The sequence below is a fragment of the Actinomadura sp. NAK00032 genome (assembly GCF_013364275.1).
In the GTDB taxonomy this organism is placed as follows: domain Bacteria; phylum Actinomycetota; class Actinomycetes; order Streptosporangiales; family Streptosporangiaceae; genus Spirillospora.
Genome location: NZ_CP054932.1, coordinates 451,455 through 474,728 on the forward strand (window position 1 = coordinate 451,455; position 23,274 = coordinate 474,728).

The 23,274-nt window shown below is 72.3% G+C and carries 26 protein-coding genes; 16 read left to right on the top strand and 10 right to left on the bottom strand.

Annotated elements, in window-relative coordinates; translation table 11 throughout:
- Window positions 1-166 precede the first annotated feature (166 nt).
- Window positions 167-592 (top strand): hypothetical protein, encoded by a 426-nt coding sequence (locus HUT06_RS02250; RefSeq protein WP_176194172.1) that lies wholly within the window; start codon window positions 167-169, stop codon window positions 590-592.
- Window positions 593-635: 43 nt separating this feature from the next.
- Here the strand turns inward: HUT06_RS02250 and HUT06_RS02255 are convergent, their stop codons facing one another.
- Window positions 636-1,586: a LysR family transcriptional regulator gene (locus HUT06_RS02255; RefSeq protein WP_176194173.1), complete on the bottom strand. Its 951-nt coding sequence runs from the start codon at window positions 1,584-1,586 to the stop codon at window positions 636-638.
- 122 nt (window positions 1,587-1,708) lie between these two features.
- Here HUT06_RS02255 and HUT06_RS02260 point away from each other — a divergent pair, with 122 nt between their 5' ends.
- The 4 genes from HUT06_RS02260 to HUT06_RS02275 all read left to right on the top strand — a co-directional run bounded on the left by HUT06_RS02260 (window position 1,709) and on the right by HUT06_RS02275 (window position 5,440).
- Entirely contained in the window at window positions 1,709-2,986 is a 1,278-nt protein-coding gene (locus HUT06_RS02260; RefSeq protein ID WP_176194174.1) for an MFS transporter, read from the top strand.
- A gap of 57 nt (window positions 2,987-3,043) precedes the next feature.
- A complete protein-coding gene (locus HUT06_RS02265) occupies window positions 3,044-4,129 on the top strand; it encodes an LLM class flavin-dependent oxidoreductase (RefSeq protein WP_254714931.1) in 1,086 nt (361 codons plus the stop codon).
- A 142-nt stretch (window positions 4,130-4,271) separates the two neighbouring features.
- Window positions 4,272-4,424 (top strand): hypothetical protein, encoded by a 153-nt coding sequence (locus tag HUT06_RS02270; RefSeq protein WP_176194175.1) that lies wholly within the window; start codon window positions 4,272-4,274, stop codon window positions 4,422-4,424.
- Window positions 4,421-5,440, top strand: a complete 1,020-nt coding sequence (locus tag HUT06_RS02275; protein WP_176194176.1) for a UbiA family prenyltransferase — start codon at window positions 4,421-4,423, stop codon at window positions 5,438-5,440. Before HUT06_RS02270 ends, HUT06_RS02275 begins: the two co-directional genes overlap by 4 nt.
- 15 nt (window positions 5,441-5,455) lie before the next feature.
- Here HUT06_RS02275 and HUT06_RS02280 read toward each other — a convergent pair whose 3' ends face one another.
- The 5 genes from HUT06_RS02280 to sigJ form a co-directional block, all read right to left on the bottom strand.
- Window positions 5,456-6,100 carry a DNA alkylation repair protein gene (locus tag HUT06_RS02280; protein ID WP_176201085.1) on the bottom strand — a complete coding sequence of 215 codons (645 nt, stop codon included), beginning with the start codon at window positions 6,098-6,100 and terminating at the stop codon, window positions 5,456-5,458.
- A gap of 155 nt (window positions 6,101-6,255) precedes the next feature.
- Window positions 6,256-7,506: an SGNH/GDSL hydrolase family protein gene (locus tag HUT06_RS02285; RefSeq protein ID WP_176194177.1), complete on the bottom strand. Its 1,251-nt coding sequence runs from the start codon at window positions 7,504-7,506 to the stop codon at window positions 6,256-6,258.
- A gap of 39 nt (window positions 7,507-7,545) precedes the next feature.
- Window positions 7,546-9,006 carry an MFS transporter gene (locus tag HUT06_RS02290; RefSeq protein ID WP_176194178.1) on the bottom strand — a complete coding sequence of 487 codons (1,461 nt, stop codon included), beginning with the start codon at window positions 9,004-9,006 and terminating at the stop codon, window positions 7,546-7,548.
- 176 nt (window positions 9,007-9,182) lie between these two features.
- Entirely contained in the window at window positions 9,183-9,698 is a 516-nt protein-coding gene (locus HUT06_RS02295; RefSeq protein ID WP_176194179.1) for a carboxymuconolactone decarboxylase family protein, read from the bottom strand.
- A gap of 189 nt (window positions 9,699-9,887) precedes the next feature.
- On the bottom strand, window positions 9,888-10,775 hold the full coding sequence (gene sigJ, locus HUT06_RS02300) for an RNA polymerase sigma factor SigJ (protein WP_176194180.1): 888 nt from the start codon (window positions 10,773-10,775) through the stop codon (window positions 9,888-9,890).
- A 163-nt stretch (window positions 10,776-10,938) separates the two neighbouring features.
- On the opposite strand from sigJ, the gene HUT06_RS02305 reads away from it, so the two are divergent.
- Window positions 10,939-11,886, top strand: coding sequence for a Rieske 2Fe-2S domain-containing protein (locus tag HUT06_RS02305; RefSeq protein ID WP_217711151.1), 948 nt, complete (start codon window positions 10,939-10,941; stop codon window positions 11,884-11,886).
- A 22-nt stretch (window positions 11,887-11,908) separates the two neighbouring features.
- On the opposite strand, the gene HUT06_RS02310 is transcribed toward HUT06_RS02305, so the two are convergent.
- Entirely contained in the window at window positions 11,909-12,460 is a 552-nt protein-coding gene (locus HUT06_RS02310) for a YciI family protein (RefSeq protein ID WP_176194181.1), read from the bottom strand.
- A gap of 92 nt (window positions 12,461-12,552) precedes the next feature.
- Between HUT06_RS02310 and HUT06_RS02315 the strand changes: the two genes are divergently transcribed.
- Entirely contained in the window at window positions 12,553-13,485 is a 933-nt protein-coding gene (locus HUT06_RS02315) for a sigma-70 family RNA polymerase sigma factor (protein WP_217711152.1), read from the top strand.
- Between the two features lie 3 nt (window positions 13,486-13,488).
- On the top strand, window positions 13,489-14,235 hold the full coding sequence (locus HUT06_RS02320; protein WP_176194182.1) for an alpha/beta fold hydrolase: 747 nt from the start codon (window positions 13,489-13,491) through the stop codon (window positions 14,233-14,235).
- Between the two features lie 105 nt (window positions 14,236-14,340).
- Here HUT06_RS02320 and HUT06_RS02325 read toward each other — a convergent pair whose 3' ends face one another.
- Together HUT06_RS02325 and HUT06_RS02330 are read right to left on the bottom strand one after the other, a co-directional pair.
- Window positions 14,341-15,564, bottom strand: a complete 1,224-nt coding sequence (locus HUT06_RS02325) for an MFS transporter (protein ID WP_176194183.1) — start codon at window positions 15,562-15,564, stop codon at window positions 14,341-14,343.
- Window positions 15,561-15,908, bottom strand: coding sequence for a VOC family protein (locus tag HUT06_RS02330; protein WP_217711153.1), 348 nt, complete (start codon window positions 15,906-15,908; stop codon window positions 15,561-15,563). Before HUT06_RS02330 ends, HUT06_RS02325 begins: the two co-directional genes overlap by 4 nt.
- Window positions 15,909-15,957: 49 nt before the next feature.
- Here HUT06_RS02330 and HUT06_RS02335 point away from each other — a divergent pair, with 49 nt between their 5' ends.
- The 8 genes from HUT06_RS02335 to HUT06_RS02370 all read left to right on the top strand — a co-directional run bounded on the left by HUT06_RS02335 (window position 15,958) and on the right by HUT06_RS02370 (window position 22,362).
- Window positions 15,958-16,401, top strand: coding sequence for a MarR family winged helix-turn-helix transcriptional regulator (locus HUT06_RS02335; protein ID WP_176194185.1), 444 nt, complete (start codon window positions 15,958-15,960; stop codon window positions 16,399-16,401).
- Between the two features lie 140 nt (window positions 16,402-16,541).
- Entirely contained in the window at window positions 16,542-17,075 is a 534-nt protein-coding gene (locus HUT06_RS02340; RefSeq protein WP_176194186.1) for a PadR family transcriptional regulator, read from the top strand.
- A complete protein-coding gene (locus tag HUT06_RS02345) occupies window positions 17,072-17,800 on the top strand; it encodes an ABC transporter ATP-binding protein (protein WP_176194187.1) in 729 nt (242 codons plus the stop codon). The genes HUT06_RS02340 and HUT06_RS02345 overlap by 4 nt, the downstream gene beginning before the upstream one ends.
- A gap of 5 nt (window positions 17,801-17,805) precedes the next feature.
- Window positions 17,806-19,575 carry an FtsX-like permease family protein gene (locus HUT06_RS02350; RefSeq protein WP_176194188.1) on the top strand — a complete coding sequence of 590 codons (1,770 nt, stop codon included), beginning with the start codon at window positions 17,806-17,808 and terminating at the stop codon, window positions 19,573-19,575.
- Between the two features lie 165 nt (window positions 19,576-19,740).
- A complete protein-coding gene (locus HUT06_RS02355; RefSeq protein WP_254714932.1) occupies window positions 19,741-21,078 on the top strand; it encodes a glycosyl hydrolase family 18 protein in 1,338 nt (445 codons plus the stop codon).
- A 122-nt stretch (window positions 21,079-21,200) separates the two neighbouring features.
- The gene (locus HUT06_RS45505; protein ID WP_368406940.1) at window positions 21,201-21,749 is read left to right on the top strand and encodes a MerR family transcriptional regulator; all 549 of its coding nucleotides are present in this window, start codon (window positions 21,201-21,203) and stop codon (window positions 21,747-21,749) included.
- Window positions 21,637-21,891 carry a thioredoxin family protein gene (locus HUT06_RS02365; RefSeq protein WP_368407020.1) on the top strand — a complete coding sequence of 85 codons (255 nt, stop codon included), beginning with the start codon at window positions 21,637-21,639 and terminating at the stop codon, window positions 21,889-21,891. Before HUT06_RS45505 ends, HUT06_RS02365 begins: the two co-directional genes overlap by 113 nt.
- A 72-nt stretch (window positions 21,892-21,963) precedes the next feature.
- A complete protein-coding gene (locus tag HUT06_RS02370; protein WP_176194190.1) occupies window positions 21,964-22,362 on the top strand; it encodes a YccF domain-containing protein in 399 nt (132 codons plus the stop codon).
- A 43-nt stretch (window positions 22,363-22,405) separates the two neighbouring features.
- On the opposite strand, the gene HUT06_RS02375 is transcribed toward HUT06_RS02370, so the two are convergent.
- Window positions 22,406-23,239, bottom strand: coding sequence for a phosphoribosylaminoimidazolesuccinocarboxamide synthase (locus HUT06_RS02375; RefSeq protein WP_176194191.1), 834 nt, complete (start codon window positions 23,237-23,239; stop codon window positions 22,406-22,408).
- Window positions 23,240-23,274: the final 35 nt, after the last annotated feature.

A 23,274-nucleotide genomic window follows, 5' to 3' on the forward strand; every position in this document is an offset into this window, starting at 1 on the left:
ACCTCGCCGACCGGCGTGTCCGCAGCGCTTCGCCAACCGCGGGGCATGATTTCCTCCGCTGCCCGCCAAAAGCACAAAGCCTCTGGTTGCGGTTGACCGTGCAACGGGGACTTTCCGGTGCATCCACAGACAACCCGGACATCGGCCGGGTAGGTGAGGAGGTCACATGACGACCAGAACGGCCCACGACGCCGGTCCGGCCACGGTACGGCGCCCGCAGCTCAGGTCCGGGTGGCTGACGTTCGCGGGCACCCTGGCCATGGTGATCGGCGCGTTCAACGTCATCGACGGCCTGGTCGGCCTGTTCAACGACAACTACTACCTGGTCGGCGCCAACCAGATCATGGTGTTCGACTACAACGCCTGGGGCTGGTTCTGGCTCGTCCTCGGCGCCGTGCAGCTGGCCGTCGGCGCCGGGATCCTCGCCGGACGGACGTGGGCGCGGGCGACCGGCGTGGTGTTCGCCGTCCTGGCCGCGATCGGGCACCTGGCGTTCCTGCGGGCGTTCCCGCTCTGGTCCGTGCTGACCATCGCGATGTGCATCCTGCTCATCTACGCCCTCACCGCCCCGCCCTCCCGGGCACGCGGGTAGCGGCGGACCCGCCGGTCGGCCCGCAACCGGGAGGTGAGCGCGGTCACCTCCCGGACCCGTCCCGTGCGGTGGTCGCCCAGGACGGGAGCCAGCACGGTTCGGGGGGCCTCGGCTGGTTTCCGAGGTGGGCGATGATCGCGTCCAGTCCCGGATGCGGGTTCGTGTCGGGGAGCAGGAGCGAGAGCGGATACACGAGCGCCGGCTCCACGACGGGGATGCGGCGCAGGTCGTGGTGCGCCGGCCAGACGTACCGGTCGCGCGCCCCGACCAGGGTGGCCACGTCCGCCGAGTCGGCGAGGGTGTCCTGGAGGACCTCGTCCCCGAAGTGCGGGCCCGCCGCGTCGATGCGCAGGTCGAACGCGGCGGCGAGCTGGTCGTAGAACTCCGACCATTCGCTCCGGGGCGCGATGCCCGGTACCCATATCCGGTGCCCGCGCAGTTGCGGCGGTGTGAGCCGGCGCGCGCCGGCGAGCGGGTGCCGGGGGCCGACGAGGAGGTCCAGCGGGAAGTCGAACGCGCGGATCATGCGCACGTCGGGCGGCAGCGCGGCCGGGTCGGTGACGGTGCGGAACGAGGCGTCGACATCGCCCGCCTGAACGGCGGCGACCGCCACGCGCGGGTCGTTGACCCGGAGGACGACCACGTCGAGCTCGGTTCCGGGATGCGCGCGCCAGTAGTCGTGCAGGACGGCCGCCTGCGCGCTCCGCAGGCCGAGGACGTCGACGCGGAGGGCGCGTGAGCCCGGCCGGACGGCGGCGACGGCGCGCTCGACGCCCACGACGACGCTCCGCGCGTGGGGGAGGAACGCCTGCCCGTCGAGCGTCAGCTCGACTCCTCGCGGGGTGCGGGTGAACAGCCGCACCTCCAGCGCGCGCTCCAGGGCGGCGATCCGCTTGGAGATCCCCTGCTGCGTCACGCCCAGCTCGTCGGCCGCGTGCTGCAGTTGCCCGAGCTCGGCCGCCCGGACGAAAGACCGCAATGCCTCGGTGTCCACGAGGTCACCCTAGGGGCGCACAACCGTTCGTTGTGGCTCGGGGAAAGCTGGTTGTTTGATCGCGGAACGGCGTCGCTGGTGTGCTTCGGGCGTCCGAACGTTCGGTCGTCGCTGGGAGTCCTGTGCGCGCGAGATTGGGGCCCGGCTTCGGGTGGCTGTGGTCGGCCTACGCCGTCAGCACGTACGGGACGTGGATCGCGTTCGGCGCCTTCCCGCTCATCGCGGTCCAGGTACTGGACGCGTCCGCGTTCGCCGTCTCGCTCCTGGAGGGCGCCGGCCTCGCCGTCGCGGCGGTCGTGGCCGTGCCGCTCGGGCCGTGGATCGAGCACCGGACGAAACGTCCCGTGATGGTGATGATGGACCTGGCCCGCTTCCTCGCGATGGCCAGCATCCCGATCGCGTACGTGCTCGACCTGCTCTCGTACGCCCAGTTGCTGGTCGTGTCGGTGGTCTGCGGGACGGCGGGCATCGCGTTCACCGCCGCGTCCGGCGCGTATCTGAAGCACCTCGTCGAACCGCGGCTGCTCCTGGTCGCGAACGCGCGGTTCGAGGGCACGAACTGGGTGTCGACGGCGGTCGGCCCGCCGCTCGGCGGTGCCCTCATCGGCGTGCTCGGCCCGGTCGTCACCGTCACCGCCGACGCCTTCAGCTACCTGCTGTCGGCGCTCGGCGTCCTGCGGATCCGGGGCGGGGACGCGGCGGCGCCGCGCGAGGCGGACGCCCGGCGGCCCCGCGCCGCCGATCTGCTGAACGGCTGGCGGTCCATCTTCGGCGAACCCGTCCTGCGGCGCCTGTTCCTCAACGCGATGGCGGTCAACGGCCTGGTCATGGCGACCGGGCCGATCCTGGCGGTCCTCCTGCTCGGCGAGTACGGCGTCCCCGCCTGGCAGTACGGTCTCGCGTTCGGCGTCCCGGCGCTCGGCGGCTTCGCCGGCGCCCGCCTCTCCGGGCGCCTCGCCGCCCGCCACGGCCGCTACCGCGTCATGCTCGTCTCCGGCTGGCTGCGCTCGCTCTTCCCGCTCGGCCTGGCGCTGACCGGCCCCGGCGTCCCCGGAGTCGTCACGGTGCTCGCCGTCGAGGCCCTGGTGATCGTCAGCATGGCCGTCTTCAACCCCATCGCCGCGACCGAGCGGCTGCAGCGCGCTCCCGCCGGGCGGGTCGCGCAGGTGCTCAGCGCGTGGAGCATCAGCAGCAAGCTCTCGCAGGCGACCTTCATGCTCGTCTGGGGCGCGGTCGCGTCGCTCATCGGGCCGCTCGCCGCGATCGCGGTCGCCGGAGTCCTGCTGCTCGCCACCCCGCTCCTGCTGCCGGCGCGGGCGCACATGGGCGGACGACCTGGAACGACGTCCAGGAAGGGGATCCGGACGCCTCGGGACGTCGAACAAATCGGAAGAAAGTAGCGGATAGTGACCCCATCGCCACGATCCACTACCTACGATTCCGCTATCCCCCCAATCGTGCGCGAGGGTGCGCACGGCAAGGAGACGTCCCCTGTGAAGTTCAGCTACGCCATGCTCCCCGACTACCCCATCACGGAGTCGCTGGCCTCGATCCGGCTCGCCGACGAGCTCGGGTTCCACGCCGTGTACGCGGCCGACGAGCCGTGGCACAAGGACCTGTGGCTGGTGTTCGCCGCCGCCGCGGCGAGCACCTCGCAGATCCGCCTCGGCCCGTCGGTGTCGGCGGTGACGCTGCGCGAGCCGTCCCTGATCGCGCAGGCCGCCGCCACCCTGGACGAGCTGACCGGCGGCCGCGCCGAGGTCGTCCTCGGCAGCGGCAACTTCGGCGTCCTCGCCCAGTACAAGATCGACTGGGCGCGGACCAAGCCGCTCACCCGGGTCAAGGAGGCCGTCGCCGTCGTCCGGACCCTGCTGGACGAGGGCACCATCACCCGCGACGGCGAGTTCTACTCCTACGACGGCCTGTTCACCTTCGCCCGCCCCGTCCAGGAGCGGCTGCCGGTCAAGATCGGCGCGATGCGCGGGCCGAAGTCGTTCGAGGCGGCCGGTGAGCTGTCCGACGGCGTCCACCACGCGCTCAGCTACTCCCGCGAGGCCTACGAGTACGCCGTCGAGCACGTCAAGGCCGGCGCCGAGCGCGCGGGCAAGGACTGGCGGACGCTCGACATCGGCGCCTGGGTCGTGTTCTCCGTCGGCCCCGACTCGGCCGCGGCCAAGGAGGCCGCCCGCAGCATGGTCGGCCTGTACGCGTCGGCGATGCCGCCCGAGCAGTTGGAGCGCAACGGCGTCGACCCGGCCGACATGGCCCCGGTCATCGAGGCCATCGGCGCGGGCGACCTCGCCAAGGCCATCGAGCTGACCACCCCCGAGATCACCGAGAGGCTGTCGCTCGCCGGCACCCCGGAGGAGGTCCGCGCCAAGATCGAGAGCGACATCGCGCCGACCGGCGTCAACCACATGATCTGCGCCATCACCGACCCCGGCCTGGTGAAGACCTTCACCGGCCGCGACCTCACCGGCGTCCCCGACGTGGACGGGCAGCTCCGCCTCATCCACGAGCACCTGATGCCCGCGTTCAAGTAGGACCCGGGGTCGTGCGGACCGTCCGAGCGGCTCGGACGGCCCGCACGGCCCATCGCGGCGCCCGGAATCCGAGTAGGAGTACTCAGGCGTTCTGAGTACTTCATCCCATGTGCCGCCCGCCGGGCGGGCACAGGATCGGCCCATGGGCCGACGACCCGAGAGCAAGGCCGACCGCCTGCTGGTGGTGGTGCTGACGACCGTGCTGGCGGTCTGTTTGATCATTGGCGGCCTGACCGTGGTCGGTGTGCTCGTTCTCCTCGTCTTCGGCATGGCCAATTTCGGGAGCAACAAATGACCCGGCGGCTTCTCCTGCTGATCCGGATGGCACGCCCGCCCGTCATCGTGCTGCTGGCACTGTTCACTGCCACCGGACTGGCCCAGGCTGGCCACGGCGAAGACCGCGTCCTGCTGGCACGGGCTTTCGTCGTGGTCTTCGGCTTCCTGGTGTTCTCGGTGGCCTGCAACGACATCGCCGACGTGCTCATCGACCGGGTGAACCTGCCCGGCGACCCGGGGCGTCCTCTGGTGACCGGCACCGCGCACCGCCGCGAGATGGTCGTGGCCGGTGTCACCGCCGCCGTCCTGGCCCTCGCGGCGAGTCTCACATTGCATTGGCCGGCCATTGTGGTGACCGTGGTCGGGCTTGCCATCAGCGCCAACTATTCGCTGCGTCCCGTACGACTGGCCGCCCGTGGTGTGGTGGCGCCTCTTGTACTGCCCGCCTGCTACGTCGCCGTCCCTTACCTGACCGGGGTATTCGCGGTGCGCGACACCGTGCGGAAAGGCGATCTGCTCCTGCTCGCAGGGCTCTATGTCGGGTTCATCGGCCGGATTCTGCTGAAGGATTTCCGTGACGTCCGCGGCGACGAGATGTTCGGCAAGCGCACCTTCCTGGTCCGGCACGGCCGAGGCTGGACCTGCCTGTTCAGCGCCTTCTGCTGGACCGCCGGGACGCTCCTGCTGGTCGCGGCCGTCCGCCATCCCACCGCCCCGCTGATCGCCGCCAACGCCGTGCTCCTGGCCGCCGCGCTGCTGCTTCTGCGCGCCCTCTCCACCGAACGGGGCGCTCGCCGCGACGAACACCTCATCGCCGGGATCGCCATCGTCGGACGCGGCATCGCCCTCGTCCTGCTCGTCCATCTGGGCCTTACCAACGCCCACTGGACGGTGCCGTGGCATGTGGGCCTGATGGCCGCGTTCACCGCCGGCACGCTCTACCTGGCCGTCGCCATGGCCCGCCGCGGCCCGGTCACCACGTCCACCAGGCACCCCTTCGACAGGACGGGCGCGCCGCAACGAGCGAACGCGTGACGCCTGCGACGCCGCCTACGCGTCCTGCCGGCGGCGGACGATCTCGTTGATCCAGATGGGGGCGAACGGGGACGTGCAGTTCGGGGGCGTCGGGTAGTCCTTGAGGACCTCCAGCCGCTCCCCGATGCCGATCGCGCGGGCGCGGTGCTCGGCGTGGTCGATCCCGATCTGCGCCAGGCAGTGGTTCATCGCCCACTGGAGCCGCTCGGGAGCGTCCTTCATCCGCGCCTCGATGATGTCGAGCAACCCGGGGAAGTCGAGGCCGTCGGGCTTCCTCGACACGCGCTCGGTGGTCAGCGCCCAGCCGGCGCTCGCGACCACGGGGTCCGGGTCGGCGAACCAGGCCAGGCGCAGCTCCTCGGCGTGCGGGCTCTTCTTCACCACGTAGTTCACGAGCCAGTCGTGCACCTTGGGGGTGCGGGCCTCGCGCAGCATGGCGTCCAGCCGGTCGCGCTCGAACGCCTTCGGACGGCAGACCAGCAGCGCCAGCAGCCGCGCCGCCGAGTCGCCCGTCTCCCACAGCCGGTCCGCGAGGTCCTGCTGCGTCTTCAGCCGCTTCGCGATCGCGCGCAGCTTGCCGAGGTTCACGCCGTGGTCGTCGCCGTGCTTCTCGTTCACCGCGCGGATCTTCGGGTCGTCGAGCTCGGCGAGTTCGGCCATCACCGCGTCCACGGTCGTCTCGGTCACCGCAGCCTCCCGTCCGTCACCTGCGGGTTCAGCCTACGACGGCCCGGCGCGCGGGACGCCGCCTTCTTCGCGGCCATCACAGCCGACGAGACGAGCCCGGCCGCAGGCTGCGGCCGGGCCCGCCTATTTCATTGACGTTCCGCCAGGTCCGCGAGGTCGACGGCGCCGGCCATGGCCCGGTAACCGGCGGGGCTGGGGTGGATGTGGTCGCCCATGTGCAGGGCGTCCGGGACGCTGCCGGTGCCGTCCGGGTCGAGGGCCCGGTCGAAGTCGGCGACGGCGTCGTAGGCACCGGAGGTGCGGATCCACCGGTTGACCTGGCGGCGGATCTCGTCGCCCTCGGCCGTCCACCCGGCCGAGCCTTGGAAGGGGGTGAGCGTGCCGCCGACGACCGTGACGCCGCGAGCAGTGGCGGCGCGGATCAGCGCCTGGTGGCCGTCGATGAGGCGCTGTGCGGTGACCGGTGGGTCGTCGAGGTCGACGCCGCACATCCGGTCGTCGTTCAGCTGGATGTCGTTGATGCCGATCAGGACGATCGCGGTGCCGGCGCCGGGCTGGTCGAGGACGTCGCGGGCGAACCGGGAGACCCCGGAGTCGCCGCCGCAGGCCGAGTCGGTGAGCAGCTTGTTGGAGCCGATGCCCGCGTTCAGCACCGGGTGGGGACGGCCGGCGGCGGCGAGGCGCTCGGCGAGGGCGTCGGGGTAGCGGTCGTCGCCGTCGACGTTCGCGCCGAACCCGTCGGTGATGGAGTCGCCGAAGGCGACGACCGCCGGAAGCCGCGGGCCCCCGCCAGAGGTCTCGACGCCCTCCAGGAAGTACCAGGAGCCGAAACCGGGCTCGATGCTGTCGGTGTAGGCGGCGGCGGACGGGTCGCGGTGGTGGTCGCCGGCGGCGCGGTAGGACGTGGTCATCGACAGCTGGTGGTGGGTGGTCGGGCCGGTGGCGTCCTTGAAGTACAGCGTGATCGTGAGCTGCTCCCGAGGCCGGGTGGGCAGGTCGACCGGGTCGCTGACGATCCGGCCGCGCGTGGGGACGAGGGCCGACGGCGAGCCCGCGAAGCGCAGTTGACGGATCGTGTCCGGCCGCACGGCCGCGCCTTCGGCGGTGAGGCCGATGCTCGCGCCGGTCACCTGCAGAGGCGCGGCTCCGTAGGCGTTGGACAGCCGGATCCGGACCTTGGTGCCGCCCGCGTTGACGCGCACGATCTGCCGGACCGACTGGTCGGCGAAGCCGTCCTCCGCCCAGGTGGGGAACCAGGGTGCGGCGGACGGGCGCATGACCGCGGCCGTCCAGGCACCGTGCCAGATGGTGCGGGTGCCGGCGTCGGCGGTCGTCAGAGTGGCGATGGACGGCTGCTCGGTGCTCTTGGGAGAAATCATGATCGGACGCTCTTTTCCAGTGGTCGACGGGGTGTGCGGTCAGGAAGCGGCGGGCTCGGCGGGCTGTGGAGTCGGGGCGGCGGCTTCGAGGTCGGGTGCCGGCGCCGGGCGGCGCGGGACGAGGACGGCGGCGAGCAGCCCCGCGGCGAGGGCGATGCCGGCGGCGGTGAGCATGCCGGCGCCGTACCCCTCGGTGAGGGCCGCGGCCGGGTCGCGCTCGCCGCCGGCCACGGCGTCGGCGGTGCGGGACGTGGAGATCGCGACCACGGCGGCCAGGCCGAGCGACCCGCCGACCTGCTGCGCGGTGTTGAACAGCCCGGACGCCAGCCCGGCCTGCTCGGGACGGGTGCCGGACGTCGCGCCGACCGTGGTGGTGACGAACGCCAGCCCCGCGCCGACGCCGATGACGAGCGTCGGGCCGAGCACGTCGGTGACGAAGCCGCCGTCCGGCGACATGCGGGAGAACCAGGCGAGGCCGGCGCCGGTGATCACGAGCCCGGCCGCCATCGCGGTGCCCAGCCCGAGCCGGGCGATGAGCGCGCCCGCCGCGCCGGCGGTGGCGGCGATCGCCAGCGCCAGCGGCAGTTGCGCCAGCCCGGCGCGGACCGGGCCGAAGCCGACGACCTGCTGCATGTAGAAGGTCAGGTAGAAGAACAGCGGGGCCATCGCCATCAGCGTGAGCACCGCGGCGAGGTTGGAGCCGCGCAGCACCGGCTGCCGGAAGATCTTCAGGGGCAGCAGCGGGTGGGCCGTGCGCGCCTCGATGAGCAGGAACACCGCGAGCAGGGCCACCGCGACCGCGCCCAGGCCGAGGGTGCGCGGCGAGGTCCAGCCGGCGTCGTCGCCCTCGACCAGCGTGTAGACCAGCAGCGCCAGCCCGCCGGTGGCGGTCAGCGCGCCGGGCAGGTCGAACCCGCGCACCGTGCGGTCGGACGCCTCGGGCAGCAGCCGCGGCGCCAGCGCGATCGCCGCCAGCCCGAGCGGGACGTTCACGTACAGCGTGGCCTCCCAGCCCAGCCACTGGGTCAGCATCCCGCCGAGGATCGACCCGGCGGCGCCGCCCGCGCCGGCGACCGCGCCGAACACGCCCATCGCCTTGTTGCGGTCGGGCCCGGCCGGGAAGACCGTCATGACCAGGGACAGCGCGGCGGGGGACACCAGCGCGGCGCCGACGCCCTGGGCGGCGCGGGCGGCCACCAGCATGCCGCCGGTGACCGCGAGGCCCCCGGCCAGGGAGGCGGCGGCGAACAGCGCCATGCCGATCATGAACATGCGGCGGCGGCCGGCGAGGTCGGCGGCGCGGCCGCCGAGCAGCAGCAGCCCGCCGAAGGTCAGGGTGTAGGCGTTGGCGACCCAGGACAGCTCGTCCGGGGCGAACCCGAGGTCGCCGCCGATCGACGGCATCGCCACCCCGACGATCGAGGCGTCCAGCACCAGCACGAATTGCGTGGCGGCGAGCAGCGCGAGCGCGGGCCCCCGCCTGATGAGGGCATGAGTCATGACCATTTCTTTCGCTGAGCGGCCGATTGGCCGAAAAGGGGGCCGGGGCCCGCCAGAACCGGGATCGTGCGGGGCGCGGTGCGGTCACGCGCGTCGATCCCGGGCGGGGCGGCGACAGGGAGGGAAATGCGGGAGGAATTGCGGGCCCGGGGCGGCGGCCGCCCCGGGCCGGGGGATCACTCGGCCGCGGCCGGGCGCCACTGCTCGGCCGGCGAGACGCCGGGCAGCGGCCTGCCGATCAGCGCGAGCGGGATGAAGAAGTTGACCTGGCCGATCACCATGGCGAGCGTGGCGAGGGCCGTGGGGTCGTAGTGCTCGGCCGCCCGCGCGTACAGCGCGTCCGGGACCCGCTCGCCGCCCGGGTTGGGGGTGAGAACGGCCTCGACCAGCTCCAACGCCACCCGCTCGGCGGCGGTGAAGTAGGGCGCGTCCTTCCAGGACGCCACCGCGGTGATCTTCTCCTCCGGCACGTCCGCGCGGCGCAGGTTGCCGGTGTGCAGCATCGTCAGGTAGGTGTTCCCGACGAGCTGGCCGGCCCGCAGGTGGACGAGGGCGATGGTGCCGCGCGGCACCGCCCCGTTTCCGGCGATCTTGAACAGCGCGGCGCCGGCGTCGGCGAGTTCGGGGACCAGCTGCTGCGGGTCGGAAAAGCGGGAAGTGGTGGCCGTGGCGTCGAATTCTTTCGCGGTCATGGATGTTTCCTTTTCCAAGTAGTGCGGGCCTTTTCGTGCCCGCTTCATCGTCTCGTTCACTGCACTGACGACCTGGATCCGGCGAAGGTGACCGATCGAGCAGAGTTTTTTTCGGCAATCCACGAGAAGGCCCCCTCGCGATGGCGTGAAGCCGTCGCGAGGGGGCCGCAGGACGTGGATACGGGCCGATCAGCCGTCGGCGGCGGCGAGGTCGAGGCGCGCCAGGCGGTCGGGGTCGGACAGGATGTCGATCGCGGCGATCCTGCCGTCCGCGACGGTGAAGCTCATCACCGAGAACGGCTTGCCGTCGATGGTGTTGACCAGCCCGGCGAGCCCGTTGACCAGCGCGGCGTGCGTGGTCGCGGCGGTGGCCATCCGCCGGAACGTGGGCGCCTGCCCGGCCACGGCGGCGGCGCCGCGGATGACGCGCAGCCCGCCGGTGAGCATGCCGCCGTCCGCGCGCAGCACCACGTCCGGGTCGAGCAGGGCCAGCAGCGCGTCGAAGTCGCCGCCGCGCGCGGCGGTCAGGAAGGCGTCCACCACGCGGCGCTGGCCGACCGGGTCCGGGTCGGGCGGCGGGGTCGCGCCCCGGACCCGCTGCCGCGCCCGGCTGGCCAGCTTCTTGGCCGTCGCCGGTGTGCGGTCGACGATCGGCGCGATCTCCTCGAACGGCAGCCCGAACATGTCGTGCAGGACGAACGCGAGCCGCTCCGCCGGGGTGAGCGACTCCAGCACCACCAGCAGCGCCAGCCCGACCGAGTCGGCCAGCATCGCCTGCTGCTCGGGGTCGGTGCCGTCCGTCCGGCTGACCACCGGGTCGGGCAGCCGCGCCTCCAGCGGCTCCTCGCCGCGCCGCTTGCGGGTGCGGAGCATGTCCAGGCACACCCGTCCGACCACGGTGGTCAGCCAGCCGCCGAGGTTGCCGATCTCGGCGTCGTCGGAGCGGGTCAGCCGCAGCCACGTCTCCTGGATCGCGTCGTCCGCCTCCGCCAGCGAACCGAGCATGCGGTACGCGACCGCCTTCAGATGGGGGCGGTGCTCCTCGAACCGGTCGGCGAGGAAGTCAGGGGCATTCACGATCGAGAACCTCTCATAGACGCCATCACCCTCATGACGAACCGGACACCGCGAAGGTGACCTACCTGCTCCAACCCGCCCGCGACCGGACGTTTTGCGGGGGTTCCCTGGGATAGAGAGGCGACTAGCGGAGCACTGCCAGTCGTGCCTTGGGGAGGCCGGGATGATCGTGATGAGGATGCCGCAGAAGATGGTGCGCCGGCTGGAGCGGGCGAAATCGCTCGACAAGGCCGCGAAACCGGTGGCCAAGGCGGTCCAGAAGGCGGTGCGGCCGCGTTTCGTCCGCAACACGCTCAGCGGGACGAACCTGGGGCATCCGCTGCATCCCACCCTGACCGACGTGCCGATCGGCGCGTGGACCATGGCCGCGCTGCTGGACGCCGTGGGCGGCTGCGACGCCGAGCCGTCCGCCGACCTGCTCGTGGGGACCGGCATCGCCGCGGCGGTGCCCACCGCCATGACCGGGCTGAACGACTGGAGCGACACGCTCGGCGCGGAGCGGCGGGTGGGGATCGTCCACGCACTGGGCAACACCGCGGCGCTGTCGCTGTACGTCGCGTCCCTCATCGCGCGCCTCAAGGGCGACCGCCGGAAGGGCAAGGCGCTGGGTTTCGCCGGGCTGGGGATGATGTCGGTCGGCGCCTACCTCGGCGGCCACATGTCGTTCGTCCAGGGCGTCAACGTCAACCGCAACGCCTGGCAGGACGGCCCGGAGGAGTGGACGCCGGTGCTCGGCGAGCACGACCTGGCCGAAGGCGAGCACCGCATCGCCGAGGCGAGCGGCGTGCAGATCCTCCTCCACCGCATGGAGGGGAAGGTGTACGCCCTCGACGCCACGTGCGGCCACATGGGCGGCCCGCTCAACGAGGGCACGTTCGAGCACGGCTGCGTCACCTGCCCCTGGCACGGCAGCACCTTCCGGTTCTCGGACGGCGGCATCGTGCGCGGCCCGGCCAGCACGCCGCAGCCCTGCTACGAGACGCGGATCGAGAACGGCCGCGTCGAGGTCCGCATGCCTCCGGTGGGCGTCTCCGGCGGTCCGGCCGACGAGCACTTCACCCGGGTGGGCCGGGGCCGCCGCCGGCAGCCCGCCCACACCTCCGCCTTCTGACGCGCGGCGCCGGTCTCCGCCGCTAGCGGCGGCCGCCGAACTCCCAGGGGCGTACGTCGATGGCGGCGTACGCCTCCGGGGTCAGGACGGCGCGGGCCGCGTCCTCGTCCTCGGCGCGGACGAGTGCCGCCGTGCCCAGCCAGGCGGTGCCGTCGTCGGACAGCAGCGGCCCGTAGGCGACCAGGTCACCGTCCCGACCGGGCGGGACGGCGAGGTCGGCGCCCGGCCCCGACCCGAGGCCGAGCACCAGGAAGCGGGCCCCGCCCTCGCGTCCGCCGGGGAAGTCCCACATCGTGCGGCCCAGCAGGTCGCGCCACCGGCGCACCAGCACGTCCTGGTACGCGCCGGCCTGCCAGCCGGGCTCGTCGAACGCGAACGCGCGGGCGGCGGCGGGATCGGGCAGGTCGACGATGTGCACGCTGCCGGTGGGCGTCTCACCGTCGTCCGCGAACGTCGGGCCGCGGGCGATCATCTCCGTCCCGTACCCGTCCATGTAGGACCAGTGCTCTTCCAGCAGCTCCATGCGCAGCGGCAGGGAACCCGGCCGGTCCCGGTGGTAGACGAAGAATTCCATCGCGCCAGTATCGCGCCCGGCCCGTCGTTCCGCCCCATCCGCCCGGCGGCGCCCGTCGAAGGGGTGTCAGAGGGCTGATCTACTGTGGCCGCGTGGCCTTTGAGCAGCGGTTGGAAGCGCACCGGGTCGAGCTGACCGGGTACTGCTACCGCATGCTCGCCAGTGCCGCCGAGGCCGAGGACGCCGTCCAGGAGACCTTCCTGCGCGCCTGGAAGAACGCCGACCGCTTCGACGGGCGCAAGGCCGGCCTGCGCACCTGGCTGTACCGCATCGCCACCAACGTCTGCCTCGACATGACCCGCAGCGTCCAGCGGCGCGCGCTGGCGATGGACCTCGGGCCGTCCGCACCGGCCGGCGGGTTCCTCGGCGCGCCGCTCGGGCCGGGCGCGTTCGTGCAGCCCGTTCCCGACCGGCTCGTCCTGCCCGAGGAGGGCGACCCCGCCGAGCTGGCCGCCGCGCGGGAGACGATCCGGCTGGCGTTCGTGGCCGCGCTGCAGGCCCTGCCGCCGCGCCAGCGGGCGGTGCTCATCCTGCGCGAGGTGCTGTGCTGGTCGGCGGACGAGGTCGCCGGGCTGCTCGGCAGCACACCGGCCGCGGTCAACAGCGCGCTGCAGCGGGCGCGCGCCACCATGTCCGAGCGCCCCGCGCCGGGCGGGGACGTCGACGAAGGGCTGCTCGAACGCTACGTCGAGGCGTTCACCTCCTACGACGTCGACGGCCTGGTCGCGCTGCTCCACGAGGACGCCACCATGTCGATGCCGCCGTTCGCCTGGTGGCTCAGCGGCCGGGACGCGATCCGGGCCGCGCTGGTCGGCGCGGGCGGCGACTGCGCCGACGACCGGCTCGTCCGGACGGCCGCGAACGGTTCCCCGGCCTTCGCGCAGTACCGCGACGGGAAGGCGTTCAGCCTGGTCGTCCTCGACGCGCGGGACGGGCTGCTCGCCACCATGACCACCTACCTGGACCCGTCCCTGTTCCCGATGTTCGGGCTGCCGATGACTCCGCAGCCCCCGTCCCGTATATAGAGCATGACCGACACCGTTCACATGTGGCATGACGAGCGCGGCGCGGGCGACCCGGTGGTGCTCCTGCACGGCGGGCTGACCGACGGCCGCTGCTTCACCGGCAACCTCGACGGCCTCGCCGGCACGTTCACCCTCTACCTTCCCGACCGGCGCGGCCACGGCCGCACGCCCGACGCGCCCGGCCCGATCACGATGGAGCTGATGGCGCGGGACACGGTCGACTTCCTGGAGCGGGTCGTCGGCGGACCGTCCCGGCTCGTCGGCTACAGCGCCGGCGGGACGGTCGCGCTGCTGGTCGCGATGCGCCGCCCCGACCTGGTCGAGCGGCTCGTCCTGATCAGCGCCGCCTACGACCTCGACGGGATGATCTACAAGCCGTCCGCGGACGGGGAACCGCCCGCCCCGGTCGTGGACGCCTACGCCGAGGTGTCGCCCGACGGCCGCGACCACTTCCCGGTCGTCCTCCGCAAGATCGTGGACGCCGCCGAGACCGAGCCGCCGCTGGACCCGTCCGAACTGCGCGCGGTGACCGCCCGGACGCTCGTCCTCGCCGGTGACGACGACCTGGTCACCCTCGACCACACGGTGGCGTTCTACCGGGCCCTGCCGAACGCCGAACTGGCCATCCTCCCGAACGCCAGCCACCTGCTCCTGATGGAGCATCCGGAAACGGTGCGAGCCGTCGTCCGCGACTTCCTGACCACGGACGCGGCCCCCACCTTCATGCCCATCGCCCGCGCCGCCCAGTGAAGCGCTGATCACAACCGGCCGCCGGACGGCACCGCCCCCGCTGGGCGGTGCCGTCGATGTGCCGCATCCGGTCCCCGCGCACACACCACCGTGCTCCCGGTACCCCTACCGGGAGTACTCGGGTTCGACGGCCGAGACTTTCGCCTGGTTCTTGGCTCGCCCCTCGGTGAAGGTGACCGCGGTGGCGAGCAGCGCCAGGACGGCGGCGGGAACGCCGAGCAGGGTGATCGAGAGCCGGTCTTGGGACAGACCGCCGAGGACGCCTCCTAGCGCGACGCCGACGTAGATCGCGGAGGAGTTGAGGCCGAAGAGCAAGGGTGCCGAGGCGGGCGCGATCGTCACCAGTCGGTGTTGCTGCACCACCGAGGCCATGCCGTCGGTGGCTCCCCAGATGGCGGCCCAGACGGTGGCGATGATCAGGTGGCTGACCGTGAGCGGGCTGATCGCGAGCAGCACGGTGCCGCCGGCGAGCGCGGCGAGCGAGACTCCAAGCGCTGGAAGCTTGTCCGCCAGGTGGCCGGCGAGGAAGTTGCCGGCCAGGACTCCGACACCCCAGGCGAAAAGGATCATGGTGAGCGCCTGCGGGAACGATCCTGCTGTGGCTTCGGTGGTCATCGCGCCGATGTAGGTGTAGACGGCGTAGTGGCCGGCCATCACCAGCAGCGTTGCCGTCAAGATGGTGAGCACCTTGGTCTGGCGCAGCGGAGCCAGGCGTGCGGTCAGGCTCGTCGCCGGCAGCGCCACCTTGGGCAACGACACCGAGATACCGATGGCGGCAACGACGCCCAGGGCGGCGACGGCCCACAGGGTGAGGCGCCAATCGACGCTGCCGATCAAGTTGCCCAGTGGCATGCCCAGCGCGGTGGACAGGGTCAATCCACCGATGACCAGCGCCATCGCACGGCCCCGGCGTTCTTCGGACGTGATCGCGACAGCTGCGCTCGAGGCGGAGGCCGTGATCGTGGCGGCGCCGAGGGCGGTGAGAATCCGCGCTGCCAGCATGATCGGATAGTTCGGGCTGAGCGCGGTCGCGACGTTGCCGAGGACGAACACGATCAGCGCCAGATGCAGAGCCTTGCGGCGATCCAGCGGGCTCAGCAGCCAGCTGAGCACCGGCGCCGCGACGGCAAGCGTCAACGCGAACACCGTCACCAACTGCCCGGCCGCAGGGATGCTCACGTCGAGGTCGGCGGCGATGGCCGGCAAGAGCCCCGCCATCACGAAGGCGTCGGTACCGACCGCGAAGGTGGCCAACGCCAGCGGAAGCAGCGGGCTCACGAGGTGCCGGGACCCCGGTGCCCCCGGCTCGCCGGCGTCGACGCGGTTCAAGCGTGCTCTCCTGCCTCTTGGGACAGGCTGAACTCCACTCCCTGGTCATCGGTGCAATGGGCGTACGCGCCGGACGGGATCGTCACGGGATCCTCTGCCGTGCCGCCGAGTTCGCGCACCCGAGCGACGGCGGCTTCGATGTCATCGACGGCGAAGAAGATCCGCGGGTGCCGCGACGCGTCGTCGTGCGGTGCGCCGCCCATCGGCTCGGGCCCCTTGATCATCGAGTAGCCCGGGAAGTTGCCCTCGTAGAACGTCCAGCCGAACAGCGAGCCCCAGAACCGCCGGGTCGCTGCGATGTCGCCGCTCGGCACCTCGAAGTACGTGACGTTTCCACTCATCATGGCTCCCTATGTCAGTGTGCTGACATCCACCGTATGTCAGAATGCTGACATGGAGCAAGACGTAGTCGGCGATCTAGAGCTGTCTGTGGGTTACGTCCTCAAACAGGTGCACGCCGCGATGCGCGCCGCGATGGACGAAGCCCTGCGGCCACTGGACCTGTCTGTTCCCCAATACGCGTGCCTTGAGCTGCTCGGCCAGACCCCCGGGCTGTCCAACTCCGAGCTCGCCCGCCGCGCCTTCGTCACCCGCCAGTCGATGAACCTCGTCCTGCGCCGGCTGCAAGAGCGCGGCCTGCTCACCCGGCCTGAGCAGGCACCCCATGGGCGGGCGCTGCCGACCGAACTCTCTCGGGACGGCCAGGCGATACTGCACGAGGCCAGCGTGGCCGTCCGCGCGGTCGAGAAGCAGCTGTTCTCACCCTTGTCGCGGGAGCAGCAGCTCCGACTGCGTGAGGCCCTCGCCGCATGCGTGGCCTCTTCCCCCGCAAGCTAGCCTCGCCGCCTGGCCGAACCACGTCGTCGCATCACCGTGTCGAAACTGGCCGGCATGCCCCTGCGCGGGTCTCTCCGAAGCCGGTGTTGACCCGCCTTATGGCTAACCGCTATCTATTAGCTAGCCGTTAGGGGTGGTGCATGCAGGACGCGGTGCTGGCGCTGCTGGCGAAGGAGCCGTCGCACGGGTACGGCCTGCGCGCGCGCCTGCGGAGTGCTCTCGGGCCGCTCGGGGAGTCGATGAACGCGGGCCAGGTGTACGTGACCCTGGCCCGGCTGGAGAAGGCGGGGCTGGTCGTCTGCGAGGTCGCCGAAGGGCTGCCCGACCGCCCGGATCGCAAGGTCTACGCCCTGACCCCGGCCGGGCAGCAGCGGGTGGCGGCCTGGCTGTCCGAGGTGAACTGGCCGAAGCCGAACCTGGCGGAGTTCCACCTCAAGCTCGCCGCCGCCGCGGCGGCCCGGCTCGCCGACCCCGTGGAACTGGTGGACGCGCAGCGCCGCGAGCTGCTGCGGCGGCTGGCCGAGGTGCAGCGGGCGGCGCTGGCCGAGCCGGACGGCTCGACCGCCGGCCTGCTGATGGAAGGGGTCGCGCTGCGGCTCCAGGCCGACCTGCGCTGGCTGGAGGCCTGCGAGCGGCTGTGGTCGCGGGCCGGGAACGGATCCGAGGACGCATGAGCGAGTTCGCGCTGCAGGTCCGGGGCCTGCGCAAGGAGCACGGCCAGGGGCACGGCCTGGTCCGGGCGGTCGACGACGTCGACCTGGACGTCCCGGAGGGGCAGGTACTGGCGGTGACGGGCCCCAGCGGCTGCGGGAAGTCGACGCTGCTGCACCTGCTCGGCGGCCTGGAGCGGCCCACCGGCGGGGAGGTCTGGCTGGACGGCCGGCGCATCGACTCCCTGAGCGAGCGGGGCCTGGCCCGGATGCGGCGCCGGGCGGTCGGCTTCGTCTTCCAGGCGTTCCACCTGGTGGAGGAGCTGTCGGCGGCGGAGAACGTGGAGCTGCCCGCGCTGCTCGCCGGCCGCTCGCCCCGCGCGGCGCGCCGCCGCGCCGCCCTGCTGCTGGAGCGGGTCGGGCTCACCGACCGCGCCCGGCACCTGCCCTGGGAGCTGTCCGGCGGGCAGCGGCAGCGGGTCGCGATCGCCCGCGCGCTGGCGAACGAGCCGCTCGTCCTGCTGGCCGACGAGCCGACCGGCAACCTCGACAGCGCGGCCACCCGCGACGTGCTGAGGCTCTTCGCCGGCCTGCGCGCCGCCGGGCAGACCCTCGTGATGGTCACGCACGACGAGCGCGTCGCGGCCACCGCGGACCGGCTGGTCTCGATGCGGGACGGCATGTTCGTCGACGACACCCGCCTCGCGGGCACCCGGGGGCTCGGCGGCCTCATCGGGCTGGACGGCTGACCGCCATGGGCAGCGCGCTGCTGGTGCTCCGCCTCGTCCTGGCCGACCTGCGCAGGCATCCCGGCCCGGCCGCGATGCTCCTCGCCGCGATCACCGCGGCCACCGCCACGCTGGCGCTGGGCCTGTCGCTGCACGGCGCGACGGACTCGCTCTACCGGCAGACGCGCGAGGCCACGGCCGGGCCGGACATGGTGGCGCTCACCCCCGGCACCGACCAGACCCCGTTGACCGCTCTGCTGGACGATCCGCAGGTCGTCGCCCACAGCGGCCCGCAGCGCCAGTACTACACGACGCTGGCCGCGCACGGACTCACGTCGCGCGCCGTGGTGCAAGGTGCCCCCGCGTCGCCCGGCCCGGTCGGCCGCCCGCTGGTGACCTCAGGCTCCTGGGTGCGCCCGGGCGGCGTCGTGGTCGAGCGGGGCTTCGCCGCCGCCCTGGGCGTCGAGACCGGTGACCGCGTCACCGTCGCCGGCCGCTCGCTGCCCGTCGTCGGGACGGCGGTGACCGCGGCGAGCGCCGTCTACCCGGGGGCACAGATGATCGGGCCGGGCGACGGCCCGGTCGACTACAGCGGCCTGCTCTGGATGGGCGACGCCGAGGCCCGCGCGCTGGCGGCCGCCGAGCATCTGGAGGTGACCTCGCTCATCTACCTGAAGCTGCGCGCCCCCGACGCCACCAGCGACTTCATGGCCGCCCACAGAGACCCCGCAGTACGTCCCTTCAGCTGGCAGTTCCTGGCCGGGCATGACGCGAGAGTCCTCAGGGACAGCCAGCCCATCCTGGTCATCGGCAGCTGGCTGCTCAGTTTCCTGGCCGTCGCCGGGGTGGCCACGCTCGCCGCGGGACGCGCCGCCAAGCAGACCCGCCGCGTCGGGCTGCTCAAAGCCGTCGGCGCGTCGCCCGGCCTCATCGCCGCCGTCCTGTTCGGCGAGTACCTGGCCGTCGCGCTGGCCGCCGACGCGCTCGGGCTGGGGATCGCGCGGCTGGTCGTGCCGGTGGCTGCCAACCCCACCGCGAGCCTGCTCAGCACGTCCGCGGGCCCGTCCGGCGACGTCGTCTTCCTCACGACGGTCGTCGCGCTCGCCATGGCCGCCTTTACCACCCTCGGCCCGACGCTGCGGGCGCTGCGCACCCCGACCGTCGCCGCGCTGTCGGACGCCGCGCAGCGGCCCGCGCACCGGTCCCGGCTGACCCGCGTGTCGGCGCTGCTGCCGACTCCGCTGCTGCTCGGGCTGCGGCTGATCGCCCGGCGTCCGGGGCGCGCGGTGCTGCACGCGTCCAGCATCGCGGTCACCGTGATGGGGACCACCGCCCTGCTGGTCCTCCACGCGCAGCCCGACTTCGACTACGGGCTGGGCTCGACCCACCTCGGCAACGTGCGGGTCGAGCAGGGCCGCCACATGCTCCTGGCCGTCACCATCGGGCTGATCGCGCTCGCCGCCGTCAACACCGTCACCGTCACCTGGACGACCGCGCTCGAAGCCCGTCCGACCATGGCCGTCGCGCGGACGCTCGGCGCCACGCCGGGGCAGATCACGGCCGGGCTCTCCACCGCGCAGCTCCTCCCGACCCTGCCGGGCGCGCTCGCCGGCGTCCCCTTCGGCATCTTCGTGTGCTGGCTCTTCAGCGCCGGTGAGACGCCCATGCCTCCCACCTGGGTGCTGTTCGCCGCCGCACTCGCGACGCTCCCCGTCACGGCGGTGCTCACCGCCGTCCCCGCCCGCGTCGCGGCCCGCCGGTCCATCGCCCGGACGCTCAGCGCCGACGCGTCCTGACCAGGCGCCCGGATCATCGGGCTTCACGGCGCGGGACGGGGCGGTTAGTCTGCTTGTGGCGTCCACGCCGGTCGTATGCGCCTTGCGCCTGGGAGAGTCCCGTCCGCGGGACTTGTTTGGCTCTGCACCGGCTCCTCTTGTCCCCGTTCTGGAGGAGTCGTTCCCGTGAGATTCACGCACAAGCGATGGTCCGCGGCCGTTGCCGCCCTGGCGTCGGCGCTGGCGGCGCTGGCCCTGTCGCTCGGCGCGGTGGTGGTGCTCTCCGCGCCGTCGTCCGCGCAGCCCACCGTCCTGGTCGCCTGCACGTATCCGGCCTGGGCCGAGGGCAACAGCTACAAGACGGGTGACAAGGTCACCTACAGCGCCCACGGCTACGAGGCGATCGTCGCCCACACCGCCTACCCCGGCGCCAACTGGAACCCCGCGTCCACGCCCACGCTGTGGCGTGACCTGGGGGCGTGCGACGGAACCACACCGCCGACCACACCGCCCACCACACCCCCGACCACCCCGCCCACAACACCGCCTACGACGCCGCCTGGGGACGAGACCTGCGCGGTCAAGTCGCGCCCCGCGGGCAAAGTGCTCCAGGGGTACTGGGAGAACTGGGACGGCGCGTCCAACGGCGTGCACCCGCCGTTCGGCTGGACGCCCATCGACAACCCCGTCATCAAGCAGCACGGCTACAACGTCATCAACGCGGCGTTCCCCGTCATCCGGTCCGACGGCACCGTCCTGTGGGAGGACGGCATGGACTCCACGGTCAAGGTCGCCACACCCGCCGAGATGTGCGCGGCTAAGGCCGCCGGCGCGACGATCCTGATGTCGATCGGCGGCGCCGCCGCCGGCATCGACCTCAGCTCCAGCAGCGTCGCGGACCGGTTCGTCGAGACCGTGGTGCCCATCCTGAAGCGGTACAACTTCGACGGCATCGACATCGACATCGAGACGGGGCTGACCGGCAGCGGCAGCATCGGGCAGCTGTCGGCGTCGCAGTCGAACCTGATCCGCATCATCGACGGCGTGCTCGCGCGGATGCCGTCCAACTTCGGGCTCACGATGGCGCCCGAGACCGCGTACGTGACCGGCGGCAGCGTCACCTACGGCTCCATCTGGGGCGCCTACCTGCCGATCATCAAGAAGTACGCGGACAACGGCCGGCTGTGGTGGCTGAACATGCAGTACTACAACGGCAGCATGTACGGCTGCTCCGGCGACTCCTACTCGGCCGGGACGGTCGAGGGCTTCGTGAAGCAGACCGAGTGCCTGAACAACGGGCTCGTCATCCAGGGCACCACGATCCGGGTGCCGTACGACAAGCAGGTCCCGGGGCTGCCCGCGCAGCCGGGCGCCGGCGGCGGCTACATGTCGACCGGTCTCGTCGGCCAGGCATGGAACCATTTCAACGGGCAGTTGAAGGGACTGATGACCTGGTCCATCAACTGGGACGGCTCGCGGAGCTGGACGTTCGGCGACAACGTCCGCGGCCTGCAGGGCCGGTGACGGCCGGGTGACGGTCCGGGGGCGGGCCCGGCGGCGCGATGCCGGGCCCGCCCCCGGAACCGGGCTTGACCTTGACGCCGGTGTCAGGGCATAGCGTCGCGATCGGCCACGGAGGAGGGCGGATGCGGATCGGGGAACTCGCCGAGCGCGCGGGCGTGAGCACCCGCACGCTGCGCTACTACGAGCAGCAGGGGCTGCTGCGGGCGCGGCGGGCGTCCAACGGGTACCGGCAGTACGAGGAGTCCGACATCCGGCTCGTCGTCGAGATCCGGTCGCTGCTGGCGGCCGGGTTCACCCTGGACGACACCCGGCCGTTCGTCGACTGCCTGCGCGCCGGGCATGCCGACGGCGCCGCCTGCCCCGAGTCCGTCGCGGTGTACCGGCGCAAGCTCGCGGAGATCGACACCGAGATCCGCGCGCTGATCCGGCTCCGCGCGGACGTGGCCGACCAGTTGACGCGCGCCTGCCCGGGGTGCGCGCTCGCACCGGAGGCGACGAATGATCACACTGACCAGCGCGAACTTCGACGACCACGTGCTCGGCGGCGACAAGCCGGTACTGGTCGAATTCTGGGCGGACTGGTGCCCGCCGTGCCGGATGATCGCGCCGATCCTGGCGGAGATCGAGGCCGAGCACGGCGCGCGGCTGACCGTGGCGAAGATCAACGGTGACGAGCACCCGGACATCGTGTCCCGGTACGGCGTCATGGGCTTCCCCACGCTCAACCTCTACCGGGACGGCGAGGTCGTCCGGCAGATCGTCGGCGCGAAGCCCAAGCGGCAGCTGCTGGCCGCGCTCGACGGCCACTTCTGACCCCGCGTACTGATCACGTCCGCGCGCGGCGCCCCCTATGCTCGTGGTGATCACTGCTGTCGGGAGGGCGCCGTGCGCACGCTGTTGAACCTGATCTGGTTGGTGCTGGCGGGCTTCTGGATGGCGGTGAGCTACGCGATCGCCGGGATCATCTGCTGCATCCTGATCATCACGATCCCGTTCGGGATCGCCTCGTTCCGCATCGCGGCGTTCGCGCTGTGGCCGTTCGGCCGGACGACGGTCCCCAAGCGCGGCGCGGGCGCCGGCTCGATGCTCGGCAACATCATCTGGATCATCGTGGCCGGGTGGTGGCTGGCGCTCGGGCACCTGTTCACCGGCCTGCTGCTGTGCATCACGATCATCGGCATCCCGTTCGGGATCGCCAACTTCAAGCTGATCCCGATCTCGCTGCTGCCGCTCGGCCACGAGATCGTCTCGTCCCGCGACGCCCAGGGGTCGGCGGCCTTCTGACCGCCGGCGCCCGGCCTCCGGCCTCCGCCCCCCCGGCCCTTGGTCAGGACGTCCAGGGGGTGCCGGTCAGGCGCTCGTAGACCTCGGTGTAGCGGGCGCGGGTGGCGTCCACGACGTCCTGCGGGATGGCGGGGCCGGGCGGGGTGCGGTCCCAGTCGAGGGTGCTGCTCCAGTCGCGGACGAACTGCTTGTCGAGCGAGTGCTGCGGGCGGCCCGGCTCCCATTCATCGGCCGGCCAGAACCGGGACGAGTCCGGCGTGAGGACCTCGTCGCCGAGGACGAGCGTGCCATCGGCGGCGCGGCCGAACTCCAGCTTGGTGTCGGCGATGATGATGCCGCGCTCGGCGGCCAGCGCCGCGCCGCGCCTGTAGATCTCCAGCGTGACGTCCTTGAGGCGGGCGGCGGTGTCCGCGCCGATCTCGCGCACGACGTCGTCGTAGGTGATGAACTCGTCGTGGCCCTCGGTGGCCTTGGTGGTCGGGGTGAAGATCGGCTCGGGCAGCCGGGAGGCGTCGACCAGGCCGTCCGGCAGCGCGATCCCGGAGACGGTGCCGTTCTTCTCGTACTCCTTGAGGCCGAGGCCGGTGAGGTGGCCGCGGGCGATCCACTCGACGGGGAGCATGGTGAGGCGGCGGCAGCGGATGGCGCGGCCCTCCCACTCGTCCGGGACGTCGGTCGCCGACACCACGTGGTTCGGGATGACGTCGGCGAGTTGCTCGAACCACCACAGCGACAGCTGCGTGAGGATCTTGCCCTTGTCGGGGATCTCCGTGGGCAGCACGACGTCGTAGACGCTCACCCGGTCGGACGCCACCAGGATCAGCTCGTCGCCGTCCGCGTAGACGTCCCTGACCTTCCCCGAGTGGATCAGCTCCATGTCGCTCCTCAGCTAGCGGTCCCCTGCCCGGTAGG

Bases quoted from the DNA above. Each gene is read 5' to 3' on its own strand.
- HUT06_RS02250 (WP_176194172.1), top strand. From the start codon at position 167: ATGACGACCAGAACGGCCCACGACGCCGGTCCGGCCACGGTACGGCGC.
- HUT06_RS02270 (WP_176194175.1), top strand. From the start codon at position 4,272: ATGGGCCGACGACCCGAGAGCAAGGCCGACCGCCTGCTGGTGGTGGTG.
- HUT06_RS02275 (WP_176194176.1), top strand. From the start codon at position 4,421: ATGACCCGGCGGCTTCTCCTGCTGATCCGGATGGCACGCCCGCCCGTC.
- HUT06_RS02280 (WP_176201085.1), bottom strand. From the start codon at position 6,100: ATGGCCGAACTCGCCGAGCTCGACGACCCGAAGATCCGCGCGGTGAAC.
- HUT06_RS02285 (WP_176194177.1), bottom strand. From the start codon at position 7,506: ATGATTTCTCCCAAGAGCACCGAGCAGCCGTCCATCGCCACTCTGACG.
- HUT06_RS02290 (WP_176194178.1), bottom strand. From the start codon at position 9,006: ATGACTCATGCCCTCATCAGGCGGGGGCCCGCGCTCGCGCTGCTCGCC.
- HUT06_RS02295 (WP_176194179.1), bottom strand. From the start codon at position 9,698: ATGACCGCGAAAGAATTCGACGCCACGGCCACCACTTCCCGCTTTTCC.
- HUT06_RS02305 (WP_217711151.1), top strand. From the start codon at position 10,939: ATGATCGTGATGAGGATGCCGCAGAAGATGGTGCGCCGGCTGGAGCGG.
- HUT06_RS02310 (WP_176194181.1), bottom strand. From the start codon at position 12,460: ATGGAATTCTTCGTCTACCACCGGGACCGGCCGGGTTCCCTGCCGCTG.
- HUT06_RS02320 (WP_176194182.1), top strand. From the start codon at position 13,489: ATGACCGACACCGTTCACATGTGGCATGACGAGCGCGGCGCGGGCGAC.
- HUT06_RS02330 (WP_217711153.1), bottom strand. From the start codon at position 15,908: ATGATGAGTGGAAACGTCACGTACTTCGAGGTGCCGAGCGGCGACATC.
- HUT06_RS02335 (WP_176194185.1), top strand. From the start codon at position 15,958: ATGGAGCAAGACGTAGTCGGCGATCTAGAGCTGTCTGTGGGTTACGTC.
- HUT06_RS02340 (WP_176194186.1), top strand. From the start codon at position 16,542: ATGCAGGACGCGGTGCTGGCGCTGCTGGCGAAGGAGCCGTCGCACGGG.
- HUT06_RS02345 (WP_176194187.1), top strand. From the start codon at position 17,072: ATGAGCGAGTTCGCGCTGCAGGTCCGGGGCCTGCGCAAGGAGCACGGC.
- HUT06_RS02350 (WP_176194188.1), top strand. From the start codon at position 17,806: ATGGGCAGCGCGCTGCTGGTGCTCCGCCTCGTCCTGGCCGACCTGCGC.
- HUT06_RS45505 (WP_368406940.1), top strand. From the start codon at position 21,201: ATGCGGATCGGGGAACTCGCCGAGCGCGCGGGCGTGAGCACCCGCACG.
- HUT06_RS02375 (WP_176194191.1), bottom strand. From the start codon at position 23,239: ATGGAGCTGATCCACTCGGGGAAGGTCAGGGACGTCTACGCGGACGGC.